The organism is Pseudomonas sp. NBRC 111140, from assembly GCF_001320885.1.
GTDB classification, from domain to species: domain Bacteria; phylum Pseudomonadota; class Gammaproteobacteria; order Pseudomonadales; family Pseudomonadaceae; genus Aquipseudomonas; species Aquipseudomonas putida_P.
The window spans coordinates 1-23,301 of record NZ_BCBQ01000012.1; the positions used below are offsets into that span (position 1 = coordinate 1).

Sequence of the window (23,301 nt, forward strand, 5' to 3'; positions counted from 1 at the left end):
ATCCTTCTCTTTCTTGATCCGCAGGTAGATTTCCTCGCGGTGAACAGCCACTTCTTTCGGGGCGCTGACGCCAATACGCACCTGGTTGCCTTTGACGCCAAGCACCGTCACGGTGATCTCGCCGTCTCCAATGATCAGGCTCTCGGCGCACCGACGAGTCAGAATCAACATAGCTTTCTCCTTACGCGAAACATTCAGGGGTAACAGTCTTGGGTTTCGAGGCAGGGTCGTGGACGACGACCTTAGCCCCGGTTACTCGCTGCACAGGCCAGGACAGGGCCTGTGCAACGAGCAGAAACGCGAAGGGCGCGGCAAGCCGCGCCCTTCCAGGCAGCGCCTTACTCGCCCTGTCGGGCAGGGGCGTCCAGCTCGAACGCGGTGTGCAGCGCGCGTACGGCCAGCTCCAGGTACTTCTCTTCGATCACTACCGAAACCTTGATTTCGGAGGTGGAGATCATCTGGATGTTGATACTTTCCTTGGCCAGCGCTTCGAACATGCGGCTGGCGACACCGGCGTGCGAACGCATGCCGACGCCAACGATCGAGACCTTGGCGATCTTGGTGTCGCCGATCACTTCACGGGCACCGATTTCGCGGGCAGTGTTTTCCAGCACGCTTTGCGCCTTCTCGTACTCGTTGCGGTGTACGGTGAAGGTGAAGTCGGTGGTGTTATCGTGGGCAACGTTCTGCACGATCATGTCGACTTCGATGTTCGAAGCACTGATCGGGCCGAGGATCTTGAAGGCCACGCCCGGGGTGTCCGGCACGCCGCGAATGGTCAGCTTGGCTTCATCACGGTTGAAGGCGATACCGGAAATGATCGGCTGTTCCATGGATTCCTCTTCATCAATGGTAATGAGGGTACCCGGACCCTCCTTGAAGCTGTGCAGCACGCGCAGCGGAACGTTGTATTTGCCGGCGAACTCCACCGAGCGGATCTGCAGCACCTTGGAACCGAGGCTGGCCATTTCCAGCATCTCTTCGAAGGTGATCTTCTCCAGGCGCTGGGCCTGCGGCACGACGCGCGGGTCGGTGGTGTAGACGCCATCGACATCGGTGTAGATCTGGCACTCATCAGCCTTCAGCGCCGCCGCCAGGGCCACGCCGGTGGTGTCGGAGCCGCCACGGCCCAGGGTGGTGATGCTGCCGTGCTCGTCGACGCCCTGGAAACCTGCAACCACGACCACGCGGCCTTCCTTGAGGTCGGCACGAATTTTCTGGTCGTCGATCTGCAGGATGCGCGCCTTGTTGTGCGAGCTGTCGGTGAGAATGCGCACCTGGTTGCCGGTGTAGGACACCGCTGGCACACCACGCTTGATCAAGGCCATGGTCAGCAGGGCAATGGTGACCTGCTCACCGGTCGACACGATCACATCCAGCTCACGAGGAACCGGCTGATCGGTAATCTGCTTGGCCAGGTCGATCAGGCGATTGGTTTCACCGCTCATGGCCGACAGCACAATCACCAGGTCGTCGCCTGCCTCACGGTGTTTCTTGACCTTTTCGGCTACCTGCTCGATTCGCTCGATGGAACCGACAGAGGTGCCGCCAAATTTCTGTACGATCAACGCCATTTCAATGGTGCCTCAGCCCATACAGGGCCCCAAAAAACAATCCAACATGAAGAGGCCGGTGACTAGACCACCGGCCCCTTCATCTCAAAGTCCCTGCTCTGCGAATGGCACGGCCAGCGCCAGGGCCTGGTCCAGCGCGGCGACGTCGACGCCACCACCCTGGGCCATGTCCGGACGGCCACCGCCCTTGCCACCCACCGCCGCAGCGGCTTGTTTCATCAGATCGCCAGCCTTGAGTTGGCTGGAGAGGTCCTTGGTCACGCCGGCCACCAGCACGACCTTGCCCTCATGCTCGCTGCCCAGCAGGATCACTGCGTGGCCGAGCTTGTTCTTCAGCTGATCGACCAGGGCCAGCAGGGCCTTGCCGTCCTGCCCATCCAGGCGGGCGGCGAGCACCTTGGCACCTTTGACCTCAACGGCCGCGTTGGAGAGATCGTCCCCGGCGGCGCTGGCGGCCTTGGCCTGCAGCTGTTCAAGCTGCTTCTCCAGCTGGCGGTTGCGCTCAAGCACAGCCGACAGCTTGTCGATCAGGTTGTCGCGGTTGCCTTTGACCAGTTGCGCGGCTTCCTTGACCTGCTCTTCGGCAGCGTTCAGGTAGGCCAGCGCAGCGGCGCCGGTCACCGCTTCGATACGGCGCACGCCAGAGGCCACGCCGCCTTCGCTGATGATCTTGAACAGGCTGATGTCACCGGTGCGCTTGGCGTGGATACCGCCGCACAGCTCCACCGAGAAATCGCCGCCCATGCTCAACACGCGCACAGTGTCGCCGTACTTCTCGCCGAACAGCGCCATGGCGCCTTTGGCCTTGGCGGTTTCGATGTCGGTCAGTTCGGTTTCAACGGCAGTGTTCTTGCGCACTTCGCGGTTGACGATGTCTTCCAGTTGCTTGATCTGCTCTGGCTTCAGCGCTTCGAAATGGCTGAAGTCGAAACGCAGGCGCTGGCTGTCGACCAGCGAGCCCTTCTGCTGCACGTGCTCGCCCAATACCTGACGCAGCGCTTCGTGCAACAGGTGAGTGGCGGAGTGGTTCAGCGAGGTGGCATGCTGCACGTCGGCATCGACCTTGGCCTCGACTGGCGAACCGATCACCAGCGCACCGCTGGCGACCACACCGTGGTGCAGGAAGGCACCGCCAGTTTTGGTGGTGTCGCGCACGTCGAAGCGTGCAGCGCCAGCCTGCAGGAAGCCGGTATCACCCACCTGGCCGCCGGACTCGGCGTAGAACGGCGTGCGGTCGAGCACGACCACGCCCTGCTCGCCTTCACCCAACTGGTCGACGGCCTGGCCGTCCTTGTACAGGGCAATGATCTTGCCTTGGGCTTCGGTGGCGTCGTAACCGAGGAATTCGGTGGCGCTGTCGACTTTAACCAGGCTGTTGTAATCCATGCCGAAGGCGCTGGCGGAACGGGCACGCTCACGCTGGGCATCCATCTCGCGCTCGAAGCCGGCTTCGTCGATGGTCAGCTCACGCTCACGGGCAATGTCGGCAGTCAGGTCCATCGGGAAGCCGTAGGTGTCGTACAGCTTGAACACCACGTCGCCCGGCACCACGTCACCTTTGAGCTGGGCCAGGTCTTGCTCGAGGATACGCAGGCCCTGCTCCAGGGTCTTGGCGAACTGCTCTTCTTCGGCCTTGAGCACGCGCTCGATGTGCGCTTGCTGGCTCTTCAGTTCCGGGAAGGCTTCGCCCATTTCAGCAGCCAGTGCCGCAACGATCTGGTAGAAGAAGCTGCCCTTGGCGCCCAGCTTGTTACCGTGACGGCAAGCGCGACGAATGATGCGGCGCAGCACGTAGCCACGGCCTTCGTTGGACGGCAGCACACCGTCGGCAATCAGGAAGCCGCAGGAACGAATGTGGTCGGCGACGACTTTCAGCGAGGCCTGGCCGTCATTGCTGCAACCGATGGCCTTGGCCGCGGCCGCCAGCAGGTTCTGGAACAGGTCGATCTCGTAGTTCGAGTGCACGTGCTGCAGCACGGCGCTGACGCGCTCCAGGCCCATGCCGGTGTCCACCGACGGCGCTGGCAGCGGGTGCAGCACGCCATCGGCGGTGCGGTTGAACTGCATGAAGACGTTGTTCCAGATCTCGATGTAGCGGTCGCCGTCTTCTTCTGGCGAGCCGGGTGGGCCGCCCCAGATGTCCGGGCCGTGGTCGTAGAAGATCTCGGTGCATGGGCCGCACGGGCCAGTGTCGCCCATGGTCCAGAAGTTGTCGGAGGCGTACGGGGCGCCTTTGTTGTCGCCGATGCGCACCATGCGCTCGGCCGGCACGCCGACTTCCTTGGTCCAGATGTCGTAGGCTTCGTCGTCAGTGGCGTAGACAGTGACCCAGAGCTTTTCCTTGGGCAGGTTCAGCCACTGCTCCGAGGTCAGGAAGGTCCAGGCGAAGGTGATGGCATCGCGCTTGAAATAGTCACCGAAGCTGAAGTTGCCCAGCATTTCGAAGAAGGTGTGGTGACGCGCGGTGTAACCGACGTTTTCCAGGTCGTTGTGCTTGCCACCGGCGCGCACGCACTTCTGGCTGCTGACGGCGCGGGTGTAGGCGCGCTTCTCTGCACCGAGGAAGCAGTCCTTGAACTGGTTCATGCCTGCGTTGGTGAACAGCAGGGTCGGGTCGTTGTTCGGGATCAGCGAACTGGAGGCGACTCGGGTATGGCCTTGCTCTTCGAAGAAGCGAAGGAAGGCTTCACGGATTTCTGCGCTTTTCATAGGTTCTTCCACGGAAACGGCGGCCCTGTTGGGCAAACACGTCGACGAAACGACGGCAAAGGGCCGCATTATATCGGTCCTGCAAGCTCGATGCAGTGTGTTTATACGATAGAAACTGTCGTTTGGACGGTTTTTCGGGCTATGCAAACGAAAATGACATGACCGGATGCTAAATCCTGTGTTTCGCCACTGGCAAGCCAATTACCGCTTATGGGAAGGGAAAATGGAACAGGCGGTGAATTAAAAGAGTTTCATGGGAATCATCACGCAAGGCCGCTCCCCAAAAAGCGACTCCCACAGCAGCAGCCATAGCGCATCAGCCTAGCCGCTGCCCCGAATCCGGCACAATCAGGATACCGGCGCGCAAACCGTTCCTGACCTTGGGGTTGGGGAAGATGATGCGCGCGCCCTCCTCCTCGACCACCCAGCGCATCTCGGCCAGGTCTTCGGCCAGCAGGTAACCCTTGCTCAGCTCGGAGAAGTTTTCGATATCCGCCGGCAGGTGCAGGTGGAAGCTGTCGCTGTGCTTGATGATTTCACGGGAAACACTGAACAGTTGCAGGCCATCCAGCGAGCTTTCGCCTTCTGGTTCGGTCGCCTCGATGATGCGGATCAGCCGCTCTTCCAGCTTGTCGAGGTTGACCTGCTCGTTCTGGCCGAACGGGCGGGCCTTGCCCAGTTCCAGCGTGAAGGCTTCGGCATCCAGCTGTTCATAGGTGAATGCGCTGAAGGTGATGGACGACTTGCTTTGCAGCAACACCGCTTCCATACCCGCCGCCGCCAGGCGCGCCAGTTCGCGACGGGAGTGCTTGCGCCCTTCTTTATAGGGATACAAGGCGAATTGTTCGATCTTCGAACCACGGATGGCCGTATGCAGGTCGTAATGCAGCCGGCTGCGCCCCGGCTTGCTGAAGAACACCCTGGCAAACTGTTCCAGCTCAGCGGCGCGCAACGCCTCAAAACCGCTGGAAAGCTCGTGACGGCCATTGAAAAGGCGGTTGATGTCCTGCTCGATGAAGCGCTCGCCCTTGCGGATTGCCACCGGGTTGCCGAACAGGAACAGCAGGCGCGCCCTGGGTTTGATCTTGCCGTTGGCCACGCCGTGCAGCAGCCGCTCCAGCAATTCGATCGGCGCCGTCTCGTTGCCATGAATGCCGGCGGACAGCAGCAAATCCAGCCCGCAATCCTCGCTTTCAGCCGGGCGCACTTCAAGCGCACCCTCCCCCAGCCAGCGCAAACGCGCGCCCTTGGGTGTCACTTGGGTCTTCTCGGCCGGTTCGTGATCGGTGAGGGTCAGCTCAAGCAATTTGCCAAGGGCGAGCATAGGTACTTCCTTAGTGGTGGTGGCCGCAGTCAGGGCCATGGACGTGATCGTCGCCTTCGCCAAGCTCCGCCGGCTCCATTTCCAGTTGCAGGCTGACCAGGTTGGTGGCCATCGGGCGCAGCAGCAGGTTGGCATATTCGGTGTCGTCTTCCTCGACATCCACACCGATCAGCAACTGGCCACGGCCGTCTTGCTGAATCCACACTTCCTTGCCTTGCCAGACCACGGCAAAGCGGGTGCAGGAAGTTTCCAGCTGGGTGCCGTCTTCATCTTCAAGGATCAGGCGCAGGGCGTCGGTCATTACAAAGTCTCTCTTCAAGGTTGGCGTTGGAACGGATACACCGAGCCCAACTTCAGGATCTGGGTCAATTCGTCCAGTGCCGTACGGCATTCCACCAGCAATTGCGGGTCGGCCAGGTCTGCTTCGCCAAGGCGATCGCGGTAATGCCTGTCGACCCACTGCAGCAGCGTGTCATACAGCGAGGCCGTCATGATAACGCCTTGATTGACCGCTGCCAGTTCCGTTTCCTTCAAAGCCACGCGCAAACGCAGGCAGGCCGGGCCACCGCCGTTCTGCATGCTCTGCTTGAGGTCGAATATCTTGACCTCATTCACCGGGCCGCCCTGGCTGGTCAACTGGCCCAGGTAGGCCCAGACCCGCTCGTTGTTGCGGCACTCTTCCGGCACCACCAGCAGCATGGAACCATCGTCGCGGCTTAGCAGCTGGCTGTTGAACAGGTAGGAACGCACCGCGTCCTCAACCGTCACCGCTGCCCGTGGCACGCAGATGGCCTGGAAGTTGCCACCCTTGCTGGCCAGTTTAGCTCGCAGCTGGCCAAGCACTGCGTCAGTCTCGAGGAACGCGTCCTCGTGGTAGAACAGCACTTCGCCGTTACCCACCGAAATCACATCATTGTGGAACACACCCTGGTCAATCACCGCCGGGTTCTGTTGAGCGTAGACCACGCCGTCATCGCTCAGGCCGTGCAGCCGAGCCACGGCCTGAGAGGCCTCCAGGGTTTGCCGCGCCGGGTACTTCTGCGGCGCCGGGTAACGGCTGTCGAAGGCACTGCGGCCGTATACGAAGAACTCCACACCCGCCTCGCCATAGGCACTGCAGAAGCGCGTGTGGTTGGCCGCGCCCTCGTCACCGAACTGTGCCACGGCAGGCAGCGCCGGGTGGTGGGCAAAGTGTTTCTCGTTGTTGAACATGGCGCCCAGCACCCGGCTGGTGGTCGGATGCTCGATGCTGCGGTGGTATTTGCAGTTGAGGTTGGCGGCAGTGAAGTGCACGCGGCCGTCCGCAGTGTCGGCACTGGGGCTTACGGTTGCGGCGTTGGCCACCCACATGCTCGAAGCCGAGCAACTGGCCACCAGCAGCGGCATGGCATCGGCGGCGGCGCGCTGGATGACTTCGGCATCACTGCCGCTGAACCCCAGGCGGCGCAGCGCGGCCACATCCGGGCGCTCCTGCGGCGCCAGCACACCTTGCTTGAAGCCCATGTCGGCCAGCGCTTTCATCTTCGCCAGGCCCTGGCGCGCCGCCTCACGCGGGTTGGACCCCTGCTGGCTGTTGCTCTGCGAAGCCACGTTGCCGTAGGACAGGCCGCCATAGTTGTGGGTTGGCCCCACCAGGCCATCAAAATTCACTTCATAGGATTTCATCGGCTAGGCTCCGTGACCTGTTGTTATAGGGTGACGCCCGGCGTCAGGGTCGCCGGCAAGGCAAGGCTGGCAGTCTCCAGCGAAGCCACGGGGTAAGCGCAGTAGTCAGCCGCGTAATAGGCACTGGCGCGATGGTTGCCACTGGCACCCACGCCACCGAACGGCGCACTGCTGGCGGCACCGGTCAGCTGTTTGTTCCAGTTGACGATGCCGGCGCGGCTGCGCAGCCAGAAGTACTGGTAGCGGGCGCGCGAATCGGACAACAAACCAGCGGCCAGGCCGTACTGGGTGTTGTTGGCTTCATCGATCGCAGCATCGAAGTCGACGTAGCGGATCACCTGCAGCAGCGGGCCGAAGAACTCCTCGTCCGGGCGCTCATCCACGGCAGTGACATCGATGATGCCAGGGGTCAGCAGTGCGGCATCGGCCTGTGGTTGGGTCATTTCCAGCAGCTTCACGCCACCTTTGGCGGCCAATTCGGCCTGAGCTGCAATCAGCGCCCGCGCTGCCTGCAGCGAAATCACCGACCCCATGAACGGCGCCGGCTGTTCATCGAACGCCCCCACCGTGATGGTTTTGCACACGTCGACCAGGCGCGCGATCAGCGCATCGCCCCAGCTCCCTTGCGGCACCAGCAGGCGACGCGCGCAGGTGCAACGCTGGCCGGCGGAAATGAACGCCGACTGGATAATGGTGTACACCGCCGCGTCCAGGTCCTTGACCTCATCCACCACCAGCGGGTTGTTGCCACCCATTTCCAGGGCCAGGATCTTGTCTGGGCGCCCGGCGAACTGTTGATGCAGAAGGTTGCCGGTGCGGCTGGAGCCGGTGAAGAACAGGCCATCGATACCCGGGTTGGCGGCCAGCGCCACACCGGTTTCGCGCGCGCCCTGTACCAGGTTCAGCACACCCGCCGGCAGGCCGGCGGCAATCCAGCAATTGACGGTCAGCTCAGCGACCTTGGGGGTCAGCTCGCTGGGCTTGAACACCACACAGTTACCTGCCAAAAGCGCCGGCACGATATGGCCATTGGGCAGGTGCCCGGGGAAGTTGTAGGGGCCGAACACCGCCACCACACCGTGGGGCTTGTGCCGCAGAACGGCCGTGGCATCGGCCAGCGGGCCGCTCTTTTCACCGGTGCGCTCGCGGTAGCTTTGTACCGAAATCGCGACCTTGTTGATCATGCTGGTGACTTCGGTCGCCGATTCCCACAGCGGCTTCCCGGTTTCCTCGCCAATGCACTGGGCCATGGCTTCGGCATGCACTTTCAACTGCGCGGCAAACTTCTCCAGCACATCGATACGCGCCTCCAGACTCAATTGCGCCCAGGCCGGGAAGGCTTGCCGCGCTGCCTGCACGGCAGCACCCACCTGGCTAGCCTCAGCACCCTGCCCTTGCCAGACCACGGCTTGCGTCACCGGGTTCAGCGACTGAAGGGTATCGCCCAGGCCGGCCTGCCAATTGCCTGCGATGTAATGCGTAGTCATTTACTGGGCCTCCCGGCTAGCCGACAGCGGCACGGCGCGCACATTGTCGCCAGCGCCCATGCGCAGGCGCTTGGCGGTCAGCGGGTCGACCACCAGGGTGCCGGCGGCCAGCCGCGCAGGTGCAGCCGTGATGCGGCAGTCGTCGCGCTTGCGGTTGTGGATGATGAAAGGGGTGGCGTCATCGCCTGGCGTCCCTACCGCCAGCACCAGGGTCTGGCTCTCGCGCACGGCGCGGATCTTGGCGGTGTCGCATTCGATGGCCGGGCCTGCATCGAAGATATCGACGTAGCCCTGGTAGTTGAAGCCCTCCTGCTTGAGCATCGCCAACGCCGGCTCGGTGTCTTTGTGCACGCGGCCGATCACGTTGCGCGCTGCCTCGGACAGGAAGCAGGTGTACAGCGGGAACTTGGGCATCAGTTCGGCAATGAACGACTTGTTGCCCACCCCCGTCAGGTAGTCGGCCTGGCTGAACTCCATCTTGAAGAAGTGCCGGCCCAGGCTTTCCCAGAAGGGTGAACGGCCCTGTTCGTCAGACATACCGCGCATTTCGGCAATGATCTTCTTGCCGAACAACTCTGGGAACTCGGCAATGAACAGCATACGTGCGCGCGATAGCAGGCGGCCATTGAGGCCGGAGCGGTAGTCGCTGCGCAGGAACAGCGAGCACAGCTCGGAATTGCCGGTCAGGTCGTTGGCCAGGAACAGCGTCGGGATTTCGCGGTAGATCTTCAGTTCCTGCGAGGCACTGACCGTCAGGCCGACCCGGTAGTTGTACCAGGGCTCGCGCAGGCCTACGGCACCGGCAATGGCACTGATGCCCACCACCAGGCCTTCGTCGTTTTCCAGCACGAACAGGTAGTCGGTGTCGCCACGCTCCGCTTCGCCGCGGAAGCTTTTTTCCGCCCAGCCAACGCGATGCCCCAGGCGTTCTTCGTTGGCCGGCAGCGTGGTCAGCCCGGTGGTGCCGGTGCTGCGTGCCAATTCGATCAACGCAGGCAAATCGCTGCTGCGTACAGGACGAACGATCATGCTATCTCCTTGTGCGGCGGCATCTGCCGGCGCGAAACTCTGCTAACGCATCAATCCCGAAACGTCTGTTGCCAGACCTCAGACCGCGACCAGGCGCACGCTGGCGCCCTCGCCCACGCCCAGCGCGTCGGCTGCAGCCACGCTCAGGCTGACCGGCTTGCCGGGCACCCAGTCGAGGTCCAGCAGCACCGCGCGGTAGTCCTGCAACTGGCCGTTGCACACCAAGTACGGGCGCCCGCCCTTGACCGGGGCGTCTTCGATTTTCACCGGCGCCACCCGGCTCTGGGCGATCGAGCGAATGCCCGAGGTGCGCGCGTGCAAGGTCGGGCCGCCGTCGAAAATGTCGATGTAGTGCTCGGTCTCGAAGCCTTCACGCATGAGGATGTCGAAGGTGATTTGCGCGCGCGGGTGCACCTGGCCCATGGCTTCCTGCGCCAGGTCAGGCAGCAGCGGCACGTAGATTGGGTAGTGCGGCATCAGCTCGGCGAGGAAGGTACGGCTCTTGAGCCCGCACAGGCGTTCGGCGTGGGCATAGTTGAGGTCGAAGAAATTGCGGCCGATGGCATCCCAGAACGGCGATTCGCCCTGTTCGTCGCTGTAACCGACGATTTCGGTTACCACCGAGTCGGCGAAGCGTTCCGGGTGCGCGGCCATGAACAGCAGGCGGCCGCGCGAGTTGAGCTCGGCCCAGCCACTGTTCACCAACTCTGGCAACACATAGAAGCTGGTCAACAAGCTGTTGCCGGTCAAATCGTGGCACAGCGACAGCACGTGGATTTTGTTGTGGATCTTCAGCTCGCGCGAGGCGTGCACGAAGGTCTCGTTACGAAAGCTGTAGAACGGCTCGGAGTAGCCGGCCGAAGCGACGATGGCCGAGCAGCCGACCAGCTTCCCGGTGTTACTGTCTTCGAGCACGAAAAAGTAACTTTCTTCACCGTTGAAGCTGACCTCGGCGGCGAAGGATGTCTCGGAGGCGGCAATCTTGTCGCCCAGGCGAGCAGTGTCGTCCGGCAGCGAGGTGACACCAATGGGGCTGTCTGCAGCCATGCGCTGCACTTCGTTCAGATCAGCCATTTGCGCGGGGCGCATCACCAGCATGGTGTCACTCCTTTGGAATACGGGCCGCTGACGGCGGCACGGATAAACGGCAGGCGCTTGGGCACCTGCACTGGAATCGGGTATCGCCGGCCCGGTTCAGCCATGGCTGGGACCGGCGAGAGGACCGCAGGCGGGTCAGCCTTGGGTCAGTGTGGCCACGGCGCGCTCGAAGCGGTCCAGGCCTGCATCGATGTCGGCGTCCTCAACCACCAGGCTTGGCGCGAAGCGGACCACGTCCGGGCCGGCCTGCAGCACCATTACGCCTTCTTTCTCGGCCGCGTTGAGCACGTCCTTGGCCTTGCCTTGCCAGGCTTCGGTCAGCACGCAACCCAGCAGCAGGCCGACACCACGCACCTGGGTGAACAGGTTGTACTTCTGGCCGATCTGCTCCAGGCGGGTTTTGAAGCGTTCGTGCTTGGCCTTGATGCCGGCCAGGGTTTGCGGGGTGTTGATAACGTCCAGCACCGCACAGGCAACGGCGCAGCCCAGTGGGTTGCCGCCATAGGTGGTGCCGTGGGTGCCAACGGCCAGGTGCTTGGCCAGCTCGGTGGTGGTCAGCATGGCACCGATCGGGAAGCCGCCGCCCAGGCTCTTGGCGCTGGTCAGGATGTCCGGGGTCACGCCGTAATGCTGGTAGGCATACAGCGAGCCGGTGCGGCCCACGCCAGTCTGCACTTCGTCGAAGATCAGCAGGGCGTTGTGCTCGTCACACAGCTTGCGCGCGCCTTCCAGGTAGGCCTTGTCGGCCGGCACCACGCCACTTTCGCCCTGGATCGGCTCGATCACCACGGCGCAGGTCTTATCGGAAATCTGCGCCTTCAGTGCTTCCAGGTCGTTGTAGGGCACGTGGCTGATACCGGTGATCTTCGGGCCGAAGCCGTCGGAGTACTTCGGCTGGCCACCGACGCTGACAGTGAACAGGGTGCGACCGTGGAAGCTGTTCACGGTGGCGATGATTTCGTGCTTTTCAGGGCCGAAGCGATCATGGGCAACGCGACGGGCCAGCTTGAAAGCAGCCTCGTTGGACTCGGCGCCAGAGTTGCAGAAGAACGCGCGGTCGGCAAAGGTAGCGTCCACCAGCTTGTGAGCCAGGCGAAGGGCCGGCTCGTTGGTGAACACGTTGGATACATGCCAGAGGGTGTTGGCCTGTTCGGTCAGGGCCTTGACCAGTGCCGGATGGCAGTGACCCAGGGCGTTTACCGCGATGCCACCGGCAAAGTCGATCAACTCGCGACCCGACTGGTCCCAGACGCGGGAACCCTCGCCTCGCACAGGAATGAAGGCCGCCGGAGAATAATTGGGAACCATGACCTGGTCGAAATCGGCACGTTGCACCGGGGCTTGCTCAACGGACATCTGAGTCTCCTGAAGAGGAACGCTGGCCTGGAAGTGGCGAGCGATGGGGGGATTGTAAGGACTGATCCGCGCCTGTCCTTGCGGCCAAGCGACAACTTGTTACAGCGCAAAACCCTGTTTGGACAAGGTTTTCGGCAATGCGACAAACACTGTCGCAATCGCGCAGTGTACGGGAGAGAGGGGGCTGGGTGAACGGGTGTTCACATAGGTTTGCGAAGGGCAGGATGTCCGACGATGTTCGCCTGGCGCCTTTGAGATCGAGCGCTGCCTTCACCCCCAAGCCATACGCCCGGAATCCCCCGAAAGATCAGCCTTTTTCGGCAGGCGCCGAACTCAGCTCGAACGGGCTGCTGCTGCGCCGCTGGTTACGGTCTTCCCGTGGCGTTGCACCAAAGAAGTTGCGATAGGCGCTGGAAAAATGCGGCCCCGAAGAGAAGCCACAAGACAACCCGATCTGAATGATCGACTTGCTGGTCTGCATCAGCATTTGCCGCGCCTTGTTCAGCCGCAGCTCCAAATAGTACTGGCTGGGCACGCGGTTCAGGTACTGCTTGAAAATGCGCTCCAACTGCCGACGCGACACGCAAACATGCTGGGCAATTTCGTCGGTGGTCAGCGGCTCTTCGATGTTGGCTTCCATCAGCAGCACTGCCTGAGTCAACTTGGGATGGCTGGACCCCAGGCGGTTCTGCAGCGGAATTCGCTGGCGCTCGCCACCCTCGCGAATGCGCTCGACCACCAGCTCTTCCGACACCGCCCCGGCCAGTTCCGCCCCGTGATCGCGCGCCAGCACCGCCAACAGCAGGTCAGTCACGGCCATGCCGCCACAGGCGCTAAGGCGGTCACGATCCCAATCGAACAAGTGGCTGGTGGCGATCACTTTAGGGAAGCGTTCGGCAAAATCATCTTGCCAGCGCCAGTGAACCGCAGCGCGGTAACCATCGAGCAGCCCCAGCATTGCCAAGGGATACACCCCGGCAGACAGGCTGCCGATCATGCAGCCACTGCGCGCCAGTTGCTTGAGCGCCGCCGACAAGGCAGCCCCCATCGCCGCAGGCGGCTCATCCGCCAGCAGAAACAACTTGTGGCAACCCTCCAGGCGGCCGTTCCACGGTTCGCCCGGCAGACGCCAGGCGCCATCCTGCGCAGGTTCAGCCTGCAGGAAGGACAACTCGTAGATCACATCCGGATGCACCCGCTGCGCCACCTGCAACACTTCCTCGGCCAGCGCCAGGGTCAAAGGCCTGGTGCTGGGCCAGATGAGAAAACCGATTCGCTGGGTGGTCATAGGGTGCGGTCCGAAACCTGAGGTCGTTCGAGTCTGTGCGCCGGGTCAGGCTGCGCTTGCCGCGCAGCATGCCCTATTCTGGTGCAAAAATGCAGCTTTTACTTCAGGCTGCCGGAGAGGAACTGCTTCAGGCGCTCCGACTGCGGGTTGGCCAACACTTCACGCGGGCAGCCGGTTTCTTCCACCAGGCCTTTGTGCAGGAACACCAGCTGGTTGGACACCTCTCGAGCAAAACCCATTTCGTGGGTCACCACCACCATGGTCCGGCCTTCCTGGGCCAGCGCCTGCATCACTTTGAGCACATCACCTACCAGCTCGGGGTCGAGCGCCGAGGTCGGCTCGTCGAACAGCATAACCTCCGGCTCCATCGCCAGCGCCCGGGCAATTGCCACACGTTGTTGCTCACCACCCGACATATGCCCAGGGAAAGCATCCTTGCGGTGAGCGACACCGACCTTGGCCAGGTAGTGCTCGGCCTTCTCCAGCGCCTCCTTGCGGCTCACGCCCAGCACGTGCACTGGGGCTTCGATGATGTTCTCCAGCGCGGTCATGTGCGACCACAGGTTGAAGTGCTGAAACACCATCGAAAGGCGCGAACGCATGCGCTGCAACTGACGCGGGTCGGCAGCCTTCAGCGCGCCGTCCTTGCCGGCGACCAGCTTGAGCTCTTCGTTGTTGAGCAGGATCTTGCCGGCGTGCGGCTGCTCCAGCAGGTTGATGCAGCGCAGGAAGGTCGACTTGCCTGATCCGCTGGAGCCGATGATGCTGATAACGTCGCCGGCCTTGGCCGCCAGAGAAACGCCCTTGAGCACTTCGTGGCTACCGTAGCGCTTGTGCAGGTCTTGGACTTCGAGTTTGTACATGCTGTCGATTCTCACAAAGCGGTCAGTGCTTGCGCGGCGCCAGGTAGCCGAGCCAGCGGCGTTCGGCCATCTTGAACAGGCGCACCAGGATGAAGGTCAGGCACAGGTAGAACACGCCCGCCGTGATATAGGCCTCGAAAGGCAGGTAGTATTGGGCATTGACCGTGCGTGCGGCACCGGTGATGTCGATCAGGGTAACGATCGACGCCAGGCTGGTGGTCTGCAGCATCATGATCACTTCGTTGCTGTACTGCGGCAGCGCCCGGCGCAGGGCGGACGGCAGCAGGATGCGGCGGTACATCTTCATGCGCGACATGCCCATGGCCTTGGCCGCCTCGATCTCGCCGTGCGGCGTGGCCTTGAGGCTACCGGCGATGATTTCGGCGGTGTAGGCACTGGTATTGATGCCGAACGCCAGGCAGGCGCAGAAGGTGGCACTGGACAGCAACGGCCAGAAAATACTTTCGCGCACGGCCTCGAACTGAGCCAGGCCGTAATAGATCAGGAACAACTGCACCAGCATCGGCGTGCCGCGGATCACGTAGGTGTACAGCCATGCAGCCAGGTTGACCACAGGCTGTTTGGATACCCGCATCAGGCCCAGTGGAATAGCCGCCAGCAGGCCGAAGAACAGCGAGATCGCCAGCAGCTTGAGGGTGGTCAGCAGCCCGCCGAAATACAGCGGCAATGCCTCCCAGACCACGTTGTAGTCAAAGATCATAGTTCAGCCACCTTGACGCCTACCGAGTAGCGGCGCTCCAGATACTTCAGGGCCAGCAGCGAGACACTGGTCAGCACCAGGTACAGGGCCGCCACCGCCAGGAAGAAGGTGAACGGCTCGCGGGTGGCATCCGCCGCCTGCTTGGCCTTGAACATCATGTCCTGCAAACCGACCACCGAGATCAGCGCGGTAGCCTTGGTCAGTACCAGCCAATTGTTGGTGAAGCCAGGGATCGCCAGGCGAATCATTTGCGGCACCTGGATGCGGAAAAATACCTGACGATTGCTCATGCCATAGGCCACGCCCGCTTCGGCCTGGCCCTTGGGAATACCCAGGAACGCGCCGCGGAATGTTTCCGACAGATAGGCGCCAAAGATAAAGCCCAGCGTACCGATACCTGCAATCAGCGGGTTCAGGTCGATGTAGTCTTCGTAGCCGAGCAGCGGCGCCACCCGGTTGATGATGTCTTGCCCGCCGTAGAAGATCAGCAGGATCAGGACCAGGTCCGGAATGCCACGGATCACCGTGGAATACAGATCGCCCAGCCAGGCCAGCCAGCGCACCGGCGACAAGCGCAGCGCTACGCCGATCAGGCCGAGCACGATGGCCAGGGCCATCGACGACAGGGCGAGCTGCAGCGTCAGCCACGCCCCGTCGAGGATGACTGCCCCGTAGCCTTTCAACATGATGAGGTCCTCGACCTAGAGAATGAAAAATGGTGCAAACCTCAGAGCCTCTGCTGTTTGCACCATTGCACAGGTGAAACCCGACGTCTTAGTTCGAGTCTGGACCGTAGATGTCGAAGTTGAAGTACTTCTTCTCGATTTCTTTGTACTTGCCGTTTGCACGGATGGCGTCGATGGCCGCGTTGATACGATCGACGTTGGCCTTGTCACCCTTGCGCACCGCGATGCCGATGCCGTCACCGAAGTACTTGGCGTCGGTGAAGGCCGGGCCTACGAAGGCGAAGCCCTTGCCGGCGTCGGTCTTGAGGAAACCGTCTTCCAGCAGGGTGGCATCGGCCACGGTACCGTCGAGACGACCAGCCGCCACATCGAGGTAGATTTCGTTCTGGGTGCCGTAAGGCACCACGGTGGCACCTTTGGCGCCCAGCACTTCCTTGGCGAAGCGATCGTGGATCGAGCCGCGTTGCACGCCAATCTTCTTGCCTTTGAGTTCATCCAGGCTGTCGCTGACAGTGGTGCCGTCCTTCATGACCAGGCGCGCCGGGGTCAGGTAGTAGCGCTTGGTGAAGTCAACCGATTTCTTGCGGTCATCGGTGATCGACATGGACGACAGGATGGCGTCGATCTTGCGCACTTTCAGCGCCGGGATCAGGCCGTCGAACTCCTGCTCGACCCAGGTGCACTTGGCTTTCATCTCTTCGCACAGGGCGTTGCCGATGTCGTAGTCAAAACCTGCGATGCTGCCGTCAGGTTGCTTGAAGGCGAAGGGTGGGTAGGCGGCTTCGATGCCGATTTTCAGCGGTTTTTCATCGGCCTGCGACACCAGGGAAAACACAGACAGCGCCAGGGCGCCAAGCAGTGCGAGCTTCTTCATCAGGTAACTCCATCGGTACGGGGCAATACAAGGCAGGTAACGGCTGCCCGATATGCGAATGAGTACAACGCGAGCCGCGCAGGGTTCGACCAAGGCCGCATACCACGAGCGAGTGAGTGGCATTTTAACGACAGCCCGGTAGTCGATATTTCTTCAAAGCGACAACTACTTACAGAAGCGCCTGAAACCGCTGCGGGCGATGTTGACAGCCATTGCAAATTATGCAAAAGCGCAAGAAATAGAACCTTTAGACCTAGCAATTCCTGGGCCTATTATTGGCAAAGCCTTGTACTACGGCAAGTGTAGCGTGCTGTGTTGCACAAAATGGCTACTGGAATGCACCGAAATGGCCCGGATTTGTTTCCTGGCGCCCCGAACTTGTGCGGAAACGGTGACAGAAGAGTTACCGATGAATGTCGGGTAACAGTAAAGCAAAAACCCCGCCGGTTGCCCGGGCGGGGTTCTCTGATGCCTGCACACCCCCTGTAGGAGCGGCCCGCGCTCTGCCTTGATATCAGGCCGAAGCCAGGTTCATCGCCTTGTGAGTATCGATCAGGTGCTGCACTACGCCAGGGTCGGCCAGGGTCGAAATATCGCCCAAGGCATCGTACTCACCGGTGGCGATCTTGCGCAGGATACGGCGCATGATCTTGCCCGAGCGAGTCTTCGGCAACCCAGGCGCCCACTGGATCACATCCGGCGAAGCGATCGGGCCGATTTCCTTGCGCACCCAGTTCTTCAGCTCCAGACGCAATTGCTCGCTGGCCTCGATACCGGCATTGAGGGTGACATAGACATAGATGCCCTGCCCCTTGATGTCGTGCGGCACGCCAACCACTGCGGCCTCGGCAACCTTCGCATGCGCGACCATGGCACTTTCGATCTCGGCAGTGCCCATGCGGTGGCCGGAGACGTTGAGCACGTCGTCCACACGGCCGGTGATCCAGTAGTAGCCATCCTCGTCACGGCGCGCACCGTCGCCGGTGAAGTACATGCCACGGAAGGTCTTGAAGTAGGTGTCGACGAAGCGGTCGTGGTCGCCGTACAGCGAACGCGACTGGCCCGGCCAGGAGTCCAGGATAACCAGGTTACCTTCGGTGGCACCTTCGATCAGGTTGCCCAGGTTATCAACCAATGCCGGCACCACGCCAAAGAACGGACGGGTTGCAGACCCGGGTTTCAAGCCCGTGGCGCCAGGCAGCGGGCTGATCAGGATGCCACCGGTTTCAGTCTGCCACCAGGTGTCGACGATCGGGCAACGCTCCTTGCCTACGGTCTTGTAGTACCAGTTCCAGGCTTCTGGGTTGATCGGCTCACCCACCGAACCCAGAAGGCGCAGGCTGGAGCCGTCTGCTCCCTCTACAGCCGCTTGCCCTTCGGCCATCATGGCGCGGATGGCAGTTGGCGCGGTGTAGAGGATGTTGACCTTGTGTTTGTCGACGATCTTCGACACGCGGGTGATGTCCGGGTAGTTAGGCACGCCCTCGAACAGCAAGGTAGTGGCGCCGTTGGCCAGCGGGCCGTAGACGATGTAGCTGTGGCCGGTGACCCAACCGACGTCGGCGGTGCACCAGTACACCTCGCCCGGGCGGTAGTCGAAAACGCGCTCATGGGTCAGTGCCGCGTACACGAGGTAACCGCCGGTGGTGTGCAGCACGCCCTTCGGCTTGCCGGTGGAGCCGGAGGTATAAAGGATGAACAGCGCTTCCTCGGCACCCATCTCTTTCGGCGCGCAGTGGCTGGAAGCCACTTTCATCAGGTCTTCGTACCAGATGTCGCGGTGTTGGTGCCAGGCAATGTCGCCACCGGTGCGCTTGCACACGATGATTTTCTGCACACTGCTGGTTTCAGGGTTGGTCAGTGCCAGGTCGACGTTGGCCTTGAGTGGGGTACGACGGCCGCCACGCACGCCTTCATCGGCGGTGATCACCACCTTGGACTTGCAGTCGATGATACGGCCGGCCAGCGCCTCGGGCGAGAAACCGCCAAACACCACCGAATGAATCGCACCGATACGGGCACAGGCCAGCATGGCAACCACAGCCTCGGGGATCATTGGCATATAGATGGTGACTACGTCACCCCGGTGCACGTCCTGGCCGCGCAGGGCGTTGGCGAACTTGCAGACCTGCTCGTGCAGTTCGCGGTAGGTGATGTTGCGGTGTTCGGAAGGGTCGTCGCCTTCCCAGATAATGGCCAACTGGTCGCCGCGCTCTTCAAGGTGGCGGTCCAGGCAGTTGGAGGAAACGTTCAGAGTGCCGTCGGCGAACCATTTGATATCGACATGGTGGTCGTCGAAGGAGGTCTGCTTGACCTTGGTGAACGGCTTGATCCAGTCGATGCGCTGGGCCTGCTCGCGCCAGAAGCCGTCCGGGTTGATCACCGACTGCTGGTACATGGCCTTGTAGGTGGCCTCGTCGGTCAGGGTAGTGGCCGCAACCTCGGGACGAACGGGATACAGTGGAGCCGCACTCATCTGTGTTACCTCGGTGTAATAGTTGTTTTTGTATGGAACCGTTTGTAACTGTACCAGAGCGACAAAAGCCATTCGACGTTGGTAGTAATTTGGTACGCCCGTTCCGGCAGAGCGCTCTGGCGCGGGCATTACAGCCCAGGCAGAGAGGAAAAGAGGGGCTTTGCCACAGGATTGTTACAGATTCTGTCAAAACACTTTATCAAAAGACCCACTGTTTCAGCTTTGGCCACAGCCATAAAATTCACCTCGCCAGCAACGGCAAGGCGATTAACAACTGGTAACAGCCCCCACGAAGGCAAGCGTTGATCTCCATCTCATCCCGATAGTTAAAACTAGCAGTACTCGCGGCGCCATAAGCGCCGCGTGCCCCCTCACGACCTTAGACAGGTAAATAGAAAATGAAAGCTTTACTGGTATTGGTACTTGGCAGTCTTTGCGGCGCGGCGATGGCCGGCGAAGCTAAAGATGCCGAGCAGATTCCGGTCGAACAGTACAGTTACTCGCAACACCTGGACATTGCCCGTGTCATCTCCATGAGCGAAGTGCCCAATGTGTGCGAAGTCGTGCCAGCCCGTATGACCTACGAGGACTCCAAGGGCCAGAAGCACATTCTCGAATACCGCGTGATGGGGAACGGCTGCTCTAACGGCTGATACCTTCCGAATCAGGGGCCCTGCGGGCCCCTTTCGCGGCACAAGGCCGCTCCCACAGGTATTGTGCTCTACCGAAGAGCAGCACATTACCTGTGGGAGCGGCCTTGTGTCGCGAAAGGACTGCGAAGCAGTCCCCGGCTCTTTGACCAATAACTAATCCGTCGACTTGTTAAGCGCGTAATCTCTCAACTTGTTGGCAATTGTCGTGTGCGAAACACCCAATCTTTTCCCTAACGCCCGACTACTCGAAAATTCCACCATCAAACTTTCCAGTACCGCTTTCTCAAAGCGCCCGACAATCTGCGAAAGATCCCCTTCCAATGAAAACTCGCCCAACGGCTGCCGCACGCCATAATCCGGCAGGCGTATATGCTCGCTTTTGACCACGCCGCCTTCGCATAAAGAAACCGCTTGGAACAATACGTTTTCCAATTGCCTTACATTGCCCGGCCAATGGTATTGCCCAAGTTTTTCCATTGCCGCGGGCGCCAGGCGCGGCATGGCGCAGCCGATCTGTCGGCTGGCCTGATCGAGAAAGTGCTGCACCAGCCCCTCCAGCCCATCCATGCATTCACGCAAAGGCGGAATGTGCAGCGACAATACGTTAAGGCGGTGATAAAGGTCCTGGCGAAACTCGCCACGGGCACACAGTTCGGACAAATCCACTTGGGTCGCGCAAATCACCCGTACATCCAGGTACACCTCTTCATCGCTGCCGACCCGGCGAAAACAGCCGTCCTGCAGAAAGCGCAGCAGCTTCACCTGCAAGCGCGGGCTCATCTCCCCTACCCCATCAAGGAACAGCGTGCCACCTGCGGTCAGCTCCAGCAGCCCAAGCTTGCCTTCGGCCCGCGCTCCTTCGAATGCCCCAGGGCCGTAACCGAACAGCTCGGTCTCGGCCATCGACTCGGGCAACCCAGCGCAGTTGAGCGCCATCAGCGGCGACTGCCCACGCGGGCTGGCCAGATGGCAGGCGCGCGCCAGCAGCTCCTTGCCAGTACCGGTTTCGCCCTCGATCAGCAACGGCGCATCCAGCGGCGCCATGCGCCGCGCTTCACGCACCACCGCAGCCATCACCCGTGAGCTCTGGAAGATGCTGTCGAAACCGCGTAGCTCCTGCTTGCGCACATTGTAGATACGCTCGCCGATGCGATCAGCCCGATGCAGGGTAAGTACCGCGCCAGCCAGCGCCTCGCTCTCGTCGTGCTCGGACTGCAGCGGTGCGATATCGGCCAGGAACACATCACCCTTGACCTTGATACGCAGGCCATTGATGCGTGACTTGTTGGCCCTTACCAGCTCCGGCAGGTCGAAGTCTTCTACATAGCGCGCCAGCGGCATGCCCGGCACTTCGTCTACCCGCACCCCTAGCAACTGTGCGGCGGAACGGTTGGCGGCAACGATGCTGCCTCCCATGTCGATCGATAGCACCGGGAAATCCAGCGCCCCGAGCAGCGCATTCAGCTCCATGTGCCGGCGCTCACTGGGCATCAGGCCCACGCGCTTCACGCCAAATACCCCGGCTATGGCCTCGAACTTCGGCCGCAAGGCTTGGAACTGCAGATTGATCAGGTTCGGGCAGTGCAGGTAGATGGCGTTGCCATGGTCACCGCCCACCTCGCCGCGCAGTACGTTGATGCCGTACTCGACCAGCAGGTTGAGGATGTCGCGCAGGATGCCAATGCGGTTCTGGCAATGCACTTTGATACGCATGAGGGCTCTCGAAGCGCCAATGTTTTTCAACACCGCGCGGAAAAGTCGTAAAGATAAGCTGACAAAAACTGCGCAAACATCAGCCAGATGCCTCGGATTTTCCGACACCCACGCAACTTTGTAAAATTATCGTTACGAAAACCTGTTTGCGACGCTTCGCGGCAGCGGTCAGCCCCCGTGCAAAATCGCCGGTGAAGGGATATTTCTTGGGTATGTCCTGCACATAACAAGAAAAGCCCTCACCAGGAGAGCCTCATGAAACAGACGCAATACGTGGCACGCGAGCCCGATGCGCATGGTTTTATCGATTACCCGCAGCAAGAGCATGCGGTGTGGAACACCTTGATCACCCGCCAGCTGAAAGTGATCGAAGGCCGCGCATGCCAGGAATACCTGGACGGCATCGACCAGCTCAAGCTGCCCCATGACCGCATTCCGCAGTTGGGCGAGGTCAACAAGGTGCTGGGCGCCACCACCGGTTGGCAGGTTGCCCGGGTGCCGGCGCTGATCCCCTTCCAAACCTTCTTCGAGCTGCTGGCCAGCAAGCGCTTCCCGGTCGCCACGTTCATCCGCACCCCGGAAGAGCTGGACTACCTGCAGGAGCCCGATATCTTCCACGAGATCTTCGGCCACTGCCCGCTGCTGACCAACCCCTGGTTCGCCGAATTCACTCACACCTACGGCAAGCTCGGCCTGGCTGCGACCAAGGAACAACGCGTGTACCTGGCGCGCCTGTACTGGATGACCATCGAGTTTGGCCTGATGGAAACCCCGCAGGGCCGCAAGATCTATGGCGGCGGCATCCTCTCGTCGCCTAAAGAGACCGTCTACAGTCTGTCTGGCGAGCCCGAGCACCAGGCCTTCGACCCGATCGAGGCCATGCGTACGCCGTACCGCATCGACATCCTGCAGCCGCTGTATTTCGTGCTGCCGAACATGAAGCGCCTGTTCGACCTGGCCCATGAAGACATCATGGGCATGGTCCACGAAGCCATGAAGCTGGGCCTGCACGCACCGAAATTTCCACCCAAGGTCGCTGCCTGAGCGACCTTGCCGATAACAACTCGAACCGGAAAACACCTCATGAATGCCTTGAACCAAGCCCATTGCGAAGCCTGCCGCGCCGATGCGCCGAAAGTCACCGACGAAGAGCTGGCAGAGCTGATTCGCGAAATCCCGGACTGGAATATCGAAGTACGCGACGGCCATATGGAGCTGGAGCGCGTGTTCCTGTTCAAGAACTTCAAGCACGCCCTGGCATTCACCAATGCCGTGGGCGAAATCGCCGAAGCCGAAGGCCACCACCCAGGGCTGCTGACCGAGTGGGGCAAAGTTACCGTGACCTGGTGGAGCCACTCGATCAAAGGCCTGCACCGCAACGACTTCATCATGTGCGCACGCACCGACAAGGTGGCGGAAACGGCTGAAGGCCGTAAGTAATCACTGACTGAAGGGGCCGAAAGGCCCCTTTTTTCATGAGAGAAATGTGCGCTGTTCGCCCGCAAAACCGACAAACGAACGGGAAAAAATCCAAACTGTCATCCAGACTTGTGTATCCTGCCCCAGCTTTGCGAAGCTCCAAACGCGCCTGGCGCAGACTTTTCACTCACACTTGCGAGGAACGACGAGATGCATGAGATCCCGAATCTTCCCTTCCCAAGCCTGAACCCAGAAGAGCCAACCGTGACCGTTCACGCCGAACCGGCAGCTGCCGTCGAGCAGGATGGTGACGATCAATCCAGCGCTGACCAGGACTAACCGCGCATCCCCGACTGTGTGAAAACG

At 61.2% G+C, this 23,301-nt stretch carries 21 protein-coding genes; 4 read left to right on the forward strand and 17 right to left on the reverse strand.

Going from position 1 to position 23,301, the window contains the following annotated elements; all coding sequences use genetic code 11:
• The 16 genes from csrA to acs form a co-directional block, all read right to left on the reverse strand.
• The coding region (gene csrA / locus APH42_RS05910) for a carbon storage regulator CsrA (protein WP_060492955.1) at nt 1-171 on the reverse strand (171 nt) is incomplete at its 3' end.
• A gap of 167 nt (nt 172-338) precedes the next feature.
• Complete coding sequence (locus tag APH42_RS05915; protein ID WP_012273556.1) at nt 339-1,574, reverse strand: aspartate kinase; 1,236 nt, start codon at nt 1,572-1,574, stop codon at nt 339-341.
• Between the two features lie 84 nt (nt 1,575-1,658).
• Nucleotides 1,659-4,283, reverse strand: a complete 2,625-nt coding sequence (alaS, locus tag APH42_RS05920; RefSeq protein ID WP_041166554.1) for an alanine--tRNA ligase — start codon at nt 4,281-4,283, stop codon at nt 1,659-1,661.
• A 316-nt stretch (nt 4,284-4,599) separates the two neighbouring features.
• Nucleotides 4,600-5,607, reverse strand: a complete 1,008-nt coding sequence (gene astE / locus APH42_RS05925; RefSeq protein ID WP_012273558.1) for a succinylglutamate desuccinylase — start codon at nt 5,605-5,607, stop codon at nt 4,600-4,602.
• 10 nt (nt 5,608-5,617) lie between these two features.
• Nucleotides 5,618-5,908 (reverse strand): hypothetical protein, encoded by a 291-nt coding sequence (locus APH42_RS05930; protein ID WP_012273559.1) that lies wholly within the window; start codon nt 5,906-5,908, stop codon nt 5,618-5,620.
• Between the two features lie 14 nt (nt 5,909-5,922).
• Nucleotides 5,923-7,272, reverse strand: coding sequence for an N-succinylarginine dihydrolase (gene astB / locus APH42_RS05935; protein ID WP_012273560.1), 1,350 nt, complete (start codon nt 7,270-7,272; stop codon nt 5,923-5,925).
• A gap of 23 nt (nt 7,273-7,295) precedes the next feature.
• Nucleotides 7,296-8,759 carry a succinylglutamate-semialdehyde dehydrogenase gene (gene astD, locus APH42_RS05940; protein ID WP_060492929.1) on the reverse strand — a complete coding sequence of 488 codons (1,464 nt, stop codon included), beginning with the start codon at nt 8,757-8,759 and terminating at the stop codon, nt 7,296-7,298.
• Nucleotides 8,760-9,788: an arginine N-succinyltransferase gene (astA, locus tag APH42_RS05945; RefSeq protein ID WP_012273562.1), complete on the reverse strand. Its 1,029-nt coding sequence runs from the start codon at nt 9,786-9,788 to the stop codon at nt 8,760-8,762.
• A gap of 78 nt (nt 9,789-9,866) precedes the next feature.
• Nucleotides 9,867-10,886, reverse strand: coding sequence for an arginine/ornithine succinyltransferase subunit alpha (aruF, locus tag APH42_RS05950; protein WP_012273563.1), 1,020 nt, complete (start codon nt 10,884-10,886; stop codon nt 9,867-9,869).
• A 135-nt stretch (nt 10,887-11,021) separates the two neighbouring features.
• Nucleotides 11,022-12,242, reverse strand: coding sequence for an aspartate aminotransferase family protein (locus tag APH42_RS05955; protein WP_012273564.1), 1,221 nt, complete (start codon nt 12,240-12,242; stop codon nt 11,022-11,024).
• A 307-nt stretch (nt 12,243-12,549) separates the two neighbouring features.
• Nucleotides 12,550-13,530 (reverse strand): transcriptional regulator ArgR, encoded by a 981-nt coding sequence (gene argR, locus APH42_RS05960; protein ID WP_012273565.1) that lies wholly within the window; start codon nt 13,528-13,530, stop codon nt 12,550-12,552.
• Between the two features lie 98 nt (nt 13,531-13,628).
• The gene (locus APH42_RS05965; RefSeq protein WP_012273566.1) at nt 13,629-14,393 is read right to left on the reverse strand and encodes an ABC transporter ATP-binding protein; all 765 of its coding nucleotides are present in this window, start codon (nt 14,391-14,393) and stop codon (nt 13,629-13,631) included.
• Nucleotides 14,394-14,415: 22 nt separating this feature from the next.
• Complete coding sequence (locus tag APH42_RS05970) at nt 14,416-15,114, reverse strand: ABC transporter permease (protein WP_012273567.1); 699 nt, start codon at nt 15,112-15,114, stop codon at nt 14,416-14,418.
• Nucleotides 15,111-15,800 (reverse strand): ABC transporter permease, encoded by a 690-nt coding sequence (locus tag APH42_RS05975; RefSeq protein WP_012273568.1) that lies wholly within the window; start codon nt 15,798-15,800, stop codon nt 15,111-15,113. Before APH42_RS05975 ends, APH42_RS05970 begins: the two co-directional genes overlap by 4 nt.
• Before the next feature lie 88 nt (nt 15,801-15,888).
• A complete protein-coding gene (locus APH42_RS05980) occupies nt 15,889-16,674 on the reverse strand; it encodes an ABC transporter substrate-binding protein (protein ID WP_012273569.1) in 786 nt (261 codons plus the stop codon).
• Between the two features lie 514 nt (nt 16,675-17,188).
• The gene (acs, locus tag APH42_RS05985; protein ID WP_060492930.1) at nt 17,189-19,150 is read right to left on the reverse strand and encodes an acetate--CoA ligase; all 1,962 of its coding nucleotides are present in this window, start codon (nt 19,148-19,150) and stop codon (nt 17,189-17,191) included.
• Nucleotides 19,151-19,548: 398 nt separating this feature from the next.
• Here acs and APH42_RS05990 point away from each other — a divergent pair, with 398 nt between their 5' ends.
• Nucleotides 19,549-19,803, forward strand: a complete 255-nt coding sequence (locus tag APH42_RS05990; RefSeq protein WP_003260110.1) for a DUF2790 domain-containing protein — start codon at nt 19,549-19,551, stop codon at nt 19,801-19,803.
• 153 nt (nt 19,804-19,956) lie between these two features.
• Here APH42_RS05990 and APH42_RS05995 read toward each other — a convergent pair whose 3' ends face one another.
• Nucleotides 19,957-21,516: a sigma-54-dependent transcriptional regulator gene (locus APH42_RS05995; protein WP_060492931.1), complete on the reverse strand. Its 1,560-nt coding sequence runs from the start codon at nt 21,514-21,516 to the stop codon at nt 19,957-19,959.
• Nucleotides 21,517-21,771: 255 nt separating this feature from the next.
• Here APH42_RS05995 and phhA point away from each other — a divergent pair, with 255 nt between their 5' ends.
• The 3 genes from phhA to APH42_RS30420 all read left to right on the forward strand — a co-directional run bounded on the left by phhA (nt 21,772) and on the right by APH42_RS30420 (nt 23,274).
• Nucleotides 21,772-22,560, forward strand: a complete 789-nt coding sequence (phhA, locus tag APH42_RS06000) for a phenylalanine 4-monooxygenase (protein ID WP_012273572.1) — start codon at nt 21,772-21,774, stop codon at nt 22,558-22,560.
• A gap of 39 nt (nt 22,561-22,599) precedes the next feature.
• Nucleotides 22,600-22,956: a 4a-hydroxytetrahydrobiopterin dehydratase gene (locus APH42_RS06005; RefSeq protein ID WP_003254532.1), complete on the forward strand. Its 357-nt coding sequence runs from the start codon at nt 22,600-22,602 to the stop codon at nt 22,954-22,956.
• Between the two features lie 189 nt (nt 22,957-23,145).
• Nucleotides 23,146-23,274, forward strand: coding sequence for a hypothetical protein (locus tag APH42_RS30420; RefSeq protein ID WP_256098753.1), 129 nt, complete (start codon nt 23,146-23,148; stop codon nt 23,272-23,274).
• Nucleotides 23,275-23,301: the final 27 nt, after the last annotated feature.

Bases quoted from the DNA above. Each gene is read 5' to 3' on its own strand.
- APH42_RS05915 (WP_012273556.1), bottom strand. From the start codon at position 1,574: ATGGCGTTGATCGTACAGAAATTTGGCGGCACCTCTGTCGGTTCCATC.
- alaS (WP_041166554.1), bottom strand. From the start codon at position 4,283: ATGAAAAGCGCAGAAATCCGTGAAGCCTTCCTTCGCTTCTTCGAAGAG.
- astE (WP_012273558.1), bottom strand. From the start codon at position 5,607: ATGCTCGCCCTTGGCAAATTGCTTGAGCTGACCCTCACCGATCACGAA.
- APH42_RS05930 (WP_012273559.1), bottom strand. From the start codon at position 5,908: ATGACCGACGCCCTGCGCCTGATCCTTGAAGATGAAGACGGCACCCAG.
- astB (WP_012273560.1), bottom strand. From the start codon at position 7,272: ATGAAATCCTATGAAGTGAATTTTGATGGCCTGGTGGGGCCAACCCAC.
- astD (WP_060492929.1), bottom strand. From the start codon at position 8,759: ATGACTACGCATTACATCGCAGGCAATTGGCAGGCCGGCCTGGGCGAT.
- astA (WP_012273562.1), bottom strand. From the start codon at position 9,788: ATGATCGTTCGTCCTGTACGCAGCAGCGATTTGCCTGCGTTGATCGAA.
- aruF (WP_012273563.1), bottom strand. From the start codon at position 10,886: ATGCTGGTGATGCGCCCCGCGCAAATGGCTGATCTGAACGAAGTGCAG.
- APH42_RS05955 (WP_012273564.1), bottom strand. From the start codon at position 12,242: ATGTCCGTTGAGCAAGCCCCGGTGCAACGTGCCGATTTCGACCAGGTC.
- argR (WP_012273565.1), bottom strand. From the start codon at position 13,530: ATGACCACCCAGCGAATCGGTTTTCTCATCTGGCCCAGCACCAGGCCT.
- APH42_RS05965 (WP_012273566.1), bottom strand. From the start codon at position 14,393: ATGTACAAACTCGAAGTCCAAGACCTGCACAAGCGCTACGGTAGCCAC.
- APH42_RS05970 (WP_012273567.1), bottom strand. From the start codon at position 15,114: ATGATCTTTGACTACAACGTGGTCTGGGAGGCATTGCCGCTGTATTTC.
- APH42_RS05975 (WP_012273568.1), bottom strand. From the start codon at position 15,800: ATGTTGAAAGGCTACGGGGCAGTCATCCTCGACGGGGCGTGGCTGACG.
- APH42_RS05980 (WP_012273569.1), bottom strand. From the start codon at position 16,674: ATGAAGAAGCTCGCACTGCTTGGCGCCCTGGCGCTGTCTGTGTTTTCC.
- acs (WP_060492930.1), bottom strand. From the start codon at position 19,150: ATGAGTGCGGCTCCACTGTATCCCGTTCGTCCCGAGGTTGCGGCCACT.
- APH42_RS05990 (WP_003260110.1), top strand. From the start codon at position 19,549: ATGAAAGCTTTACTGGTATTGGTACTTGGCAGTCTTTGCGGCGCGGCG.
- APH42_RS05995 (WP_060492931.1), bottom strand. From the start codon at position 21,516: ATGCGTATCAAAGTGCATTGCCAGAACCGCATTGGCATCCTGCGCGAC.
- phhA (WP_012273572.1), top strand. From the start codon at position 21,772: ATGAAACAGACGCAATACGTGGCACGCGAGCCCGATGCGCATGGTTTT.
- APH42_RS06005 (WP_003254532.1), top strand. From the start codon at position 22,600: ATGAATGCCTTGAACCAAGCCCATTGCGAAGCCTGCCGCGCCGATGCG.
- APH42_RS30420 (WP_256098753.1), top strand. From the start codon at position 23,146: ATGCATGAGATCCCGAATCTTCCCTTCCCAAGCCTGAACCCAGAAGAG.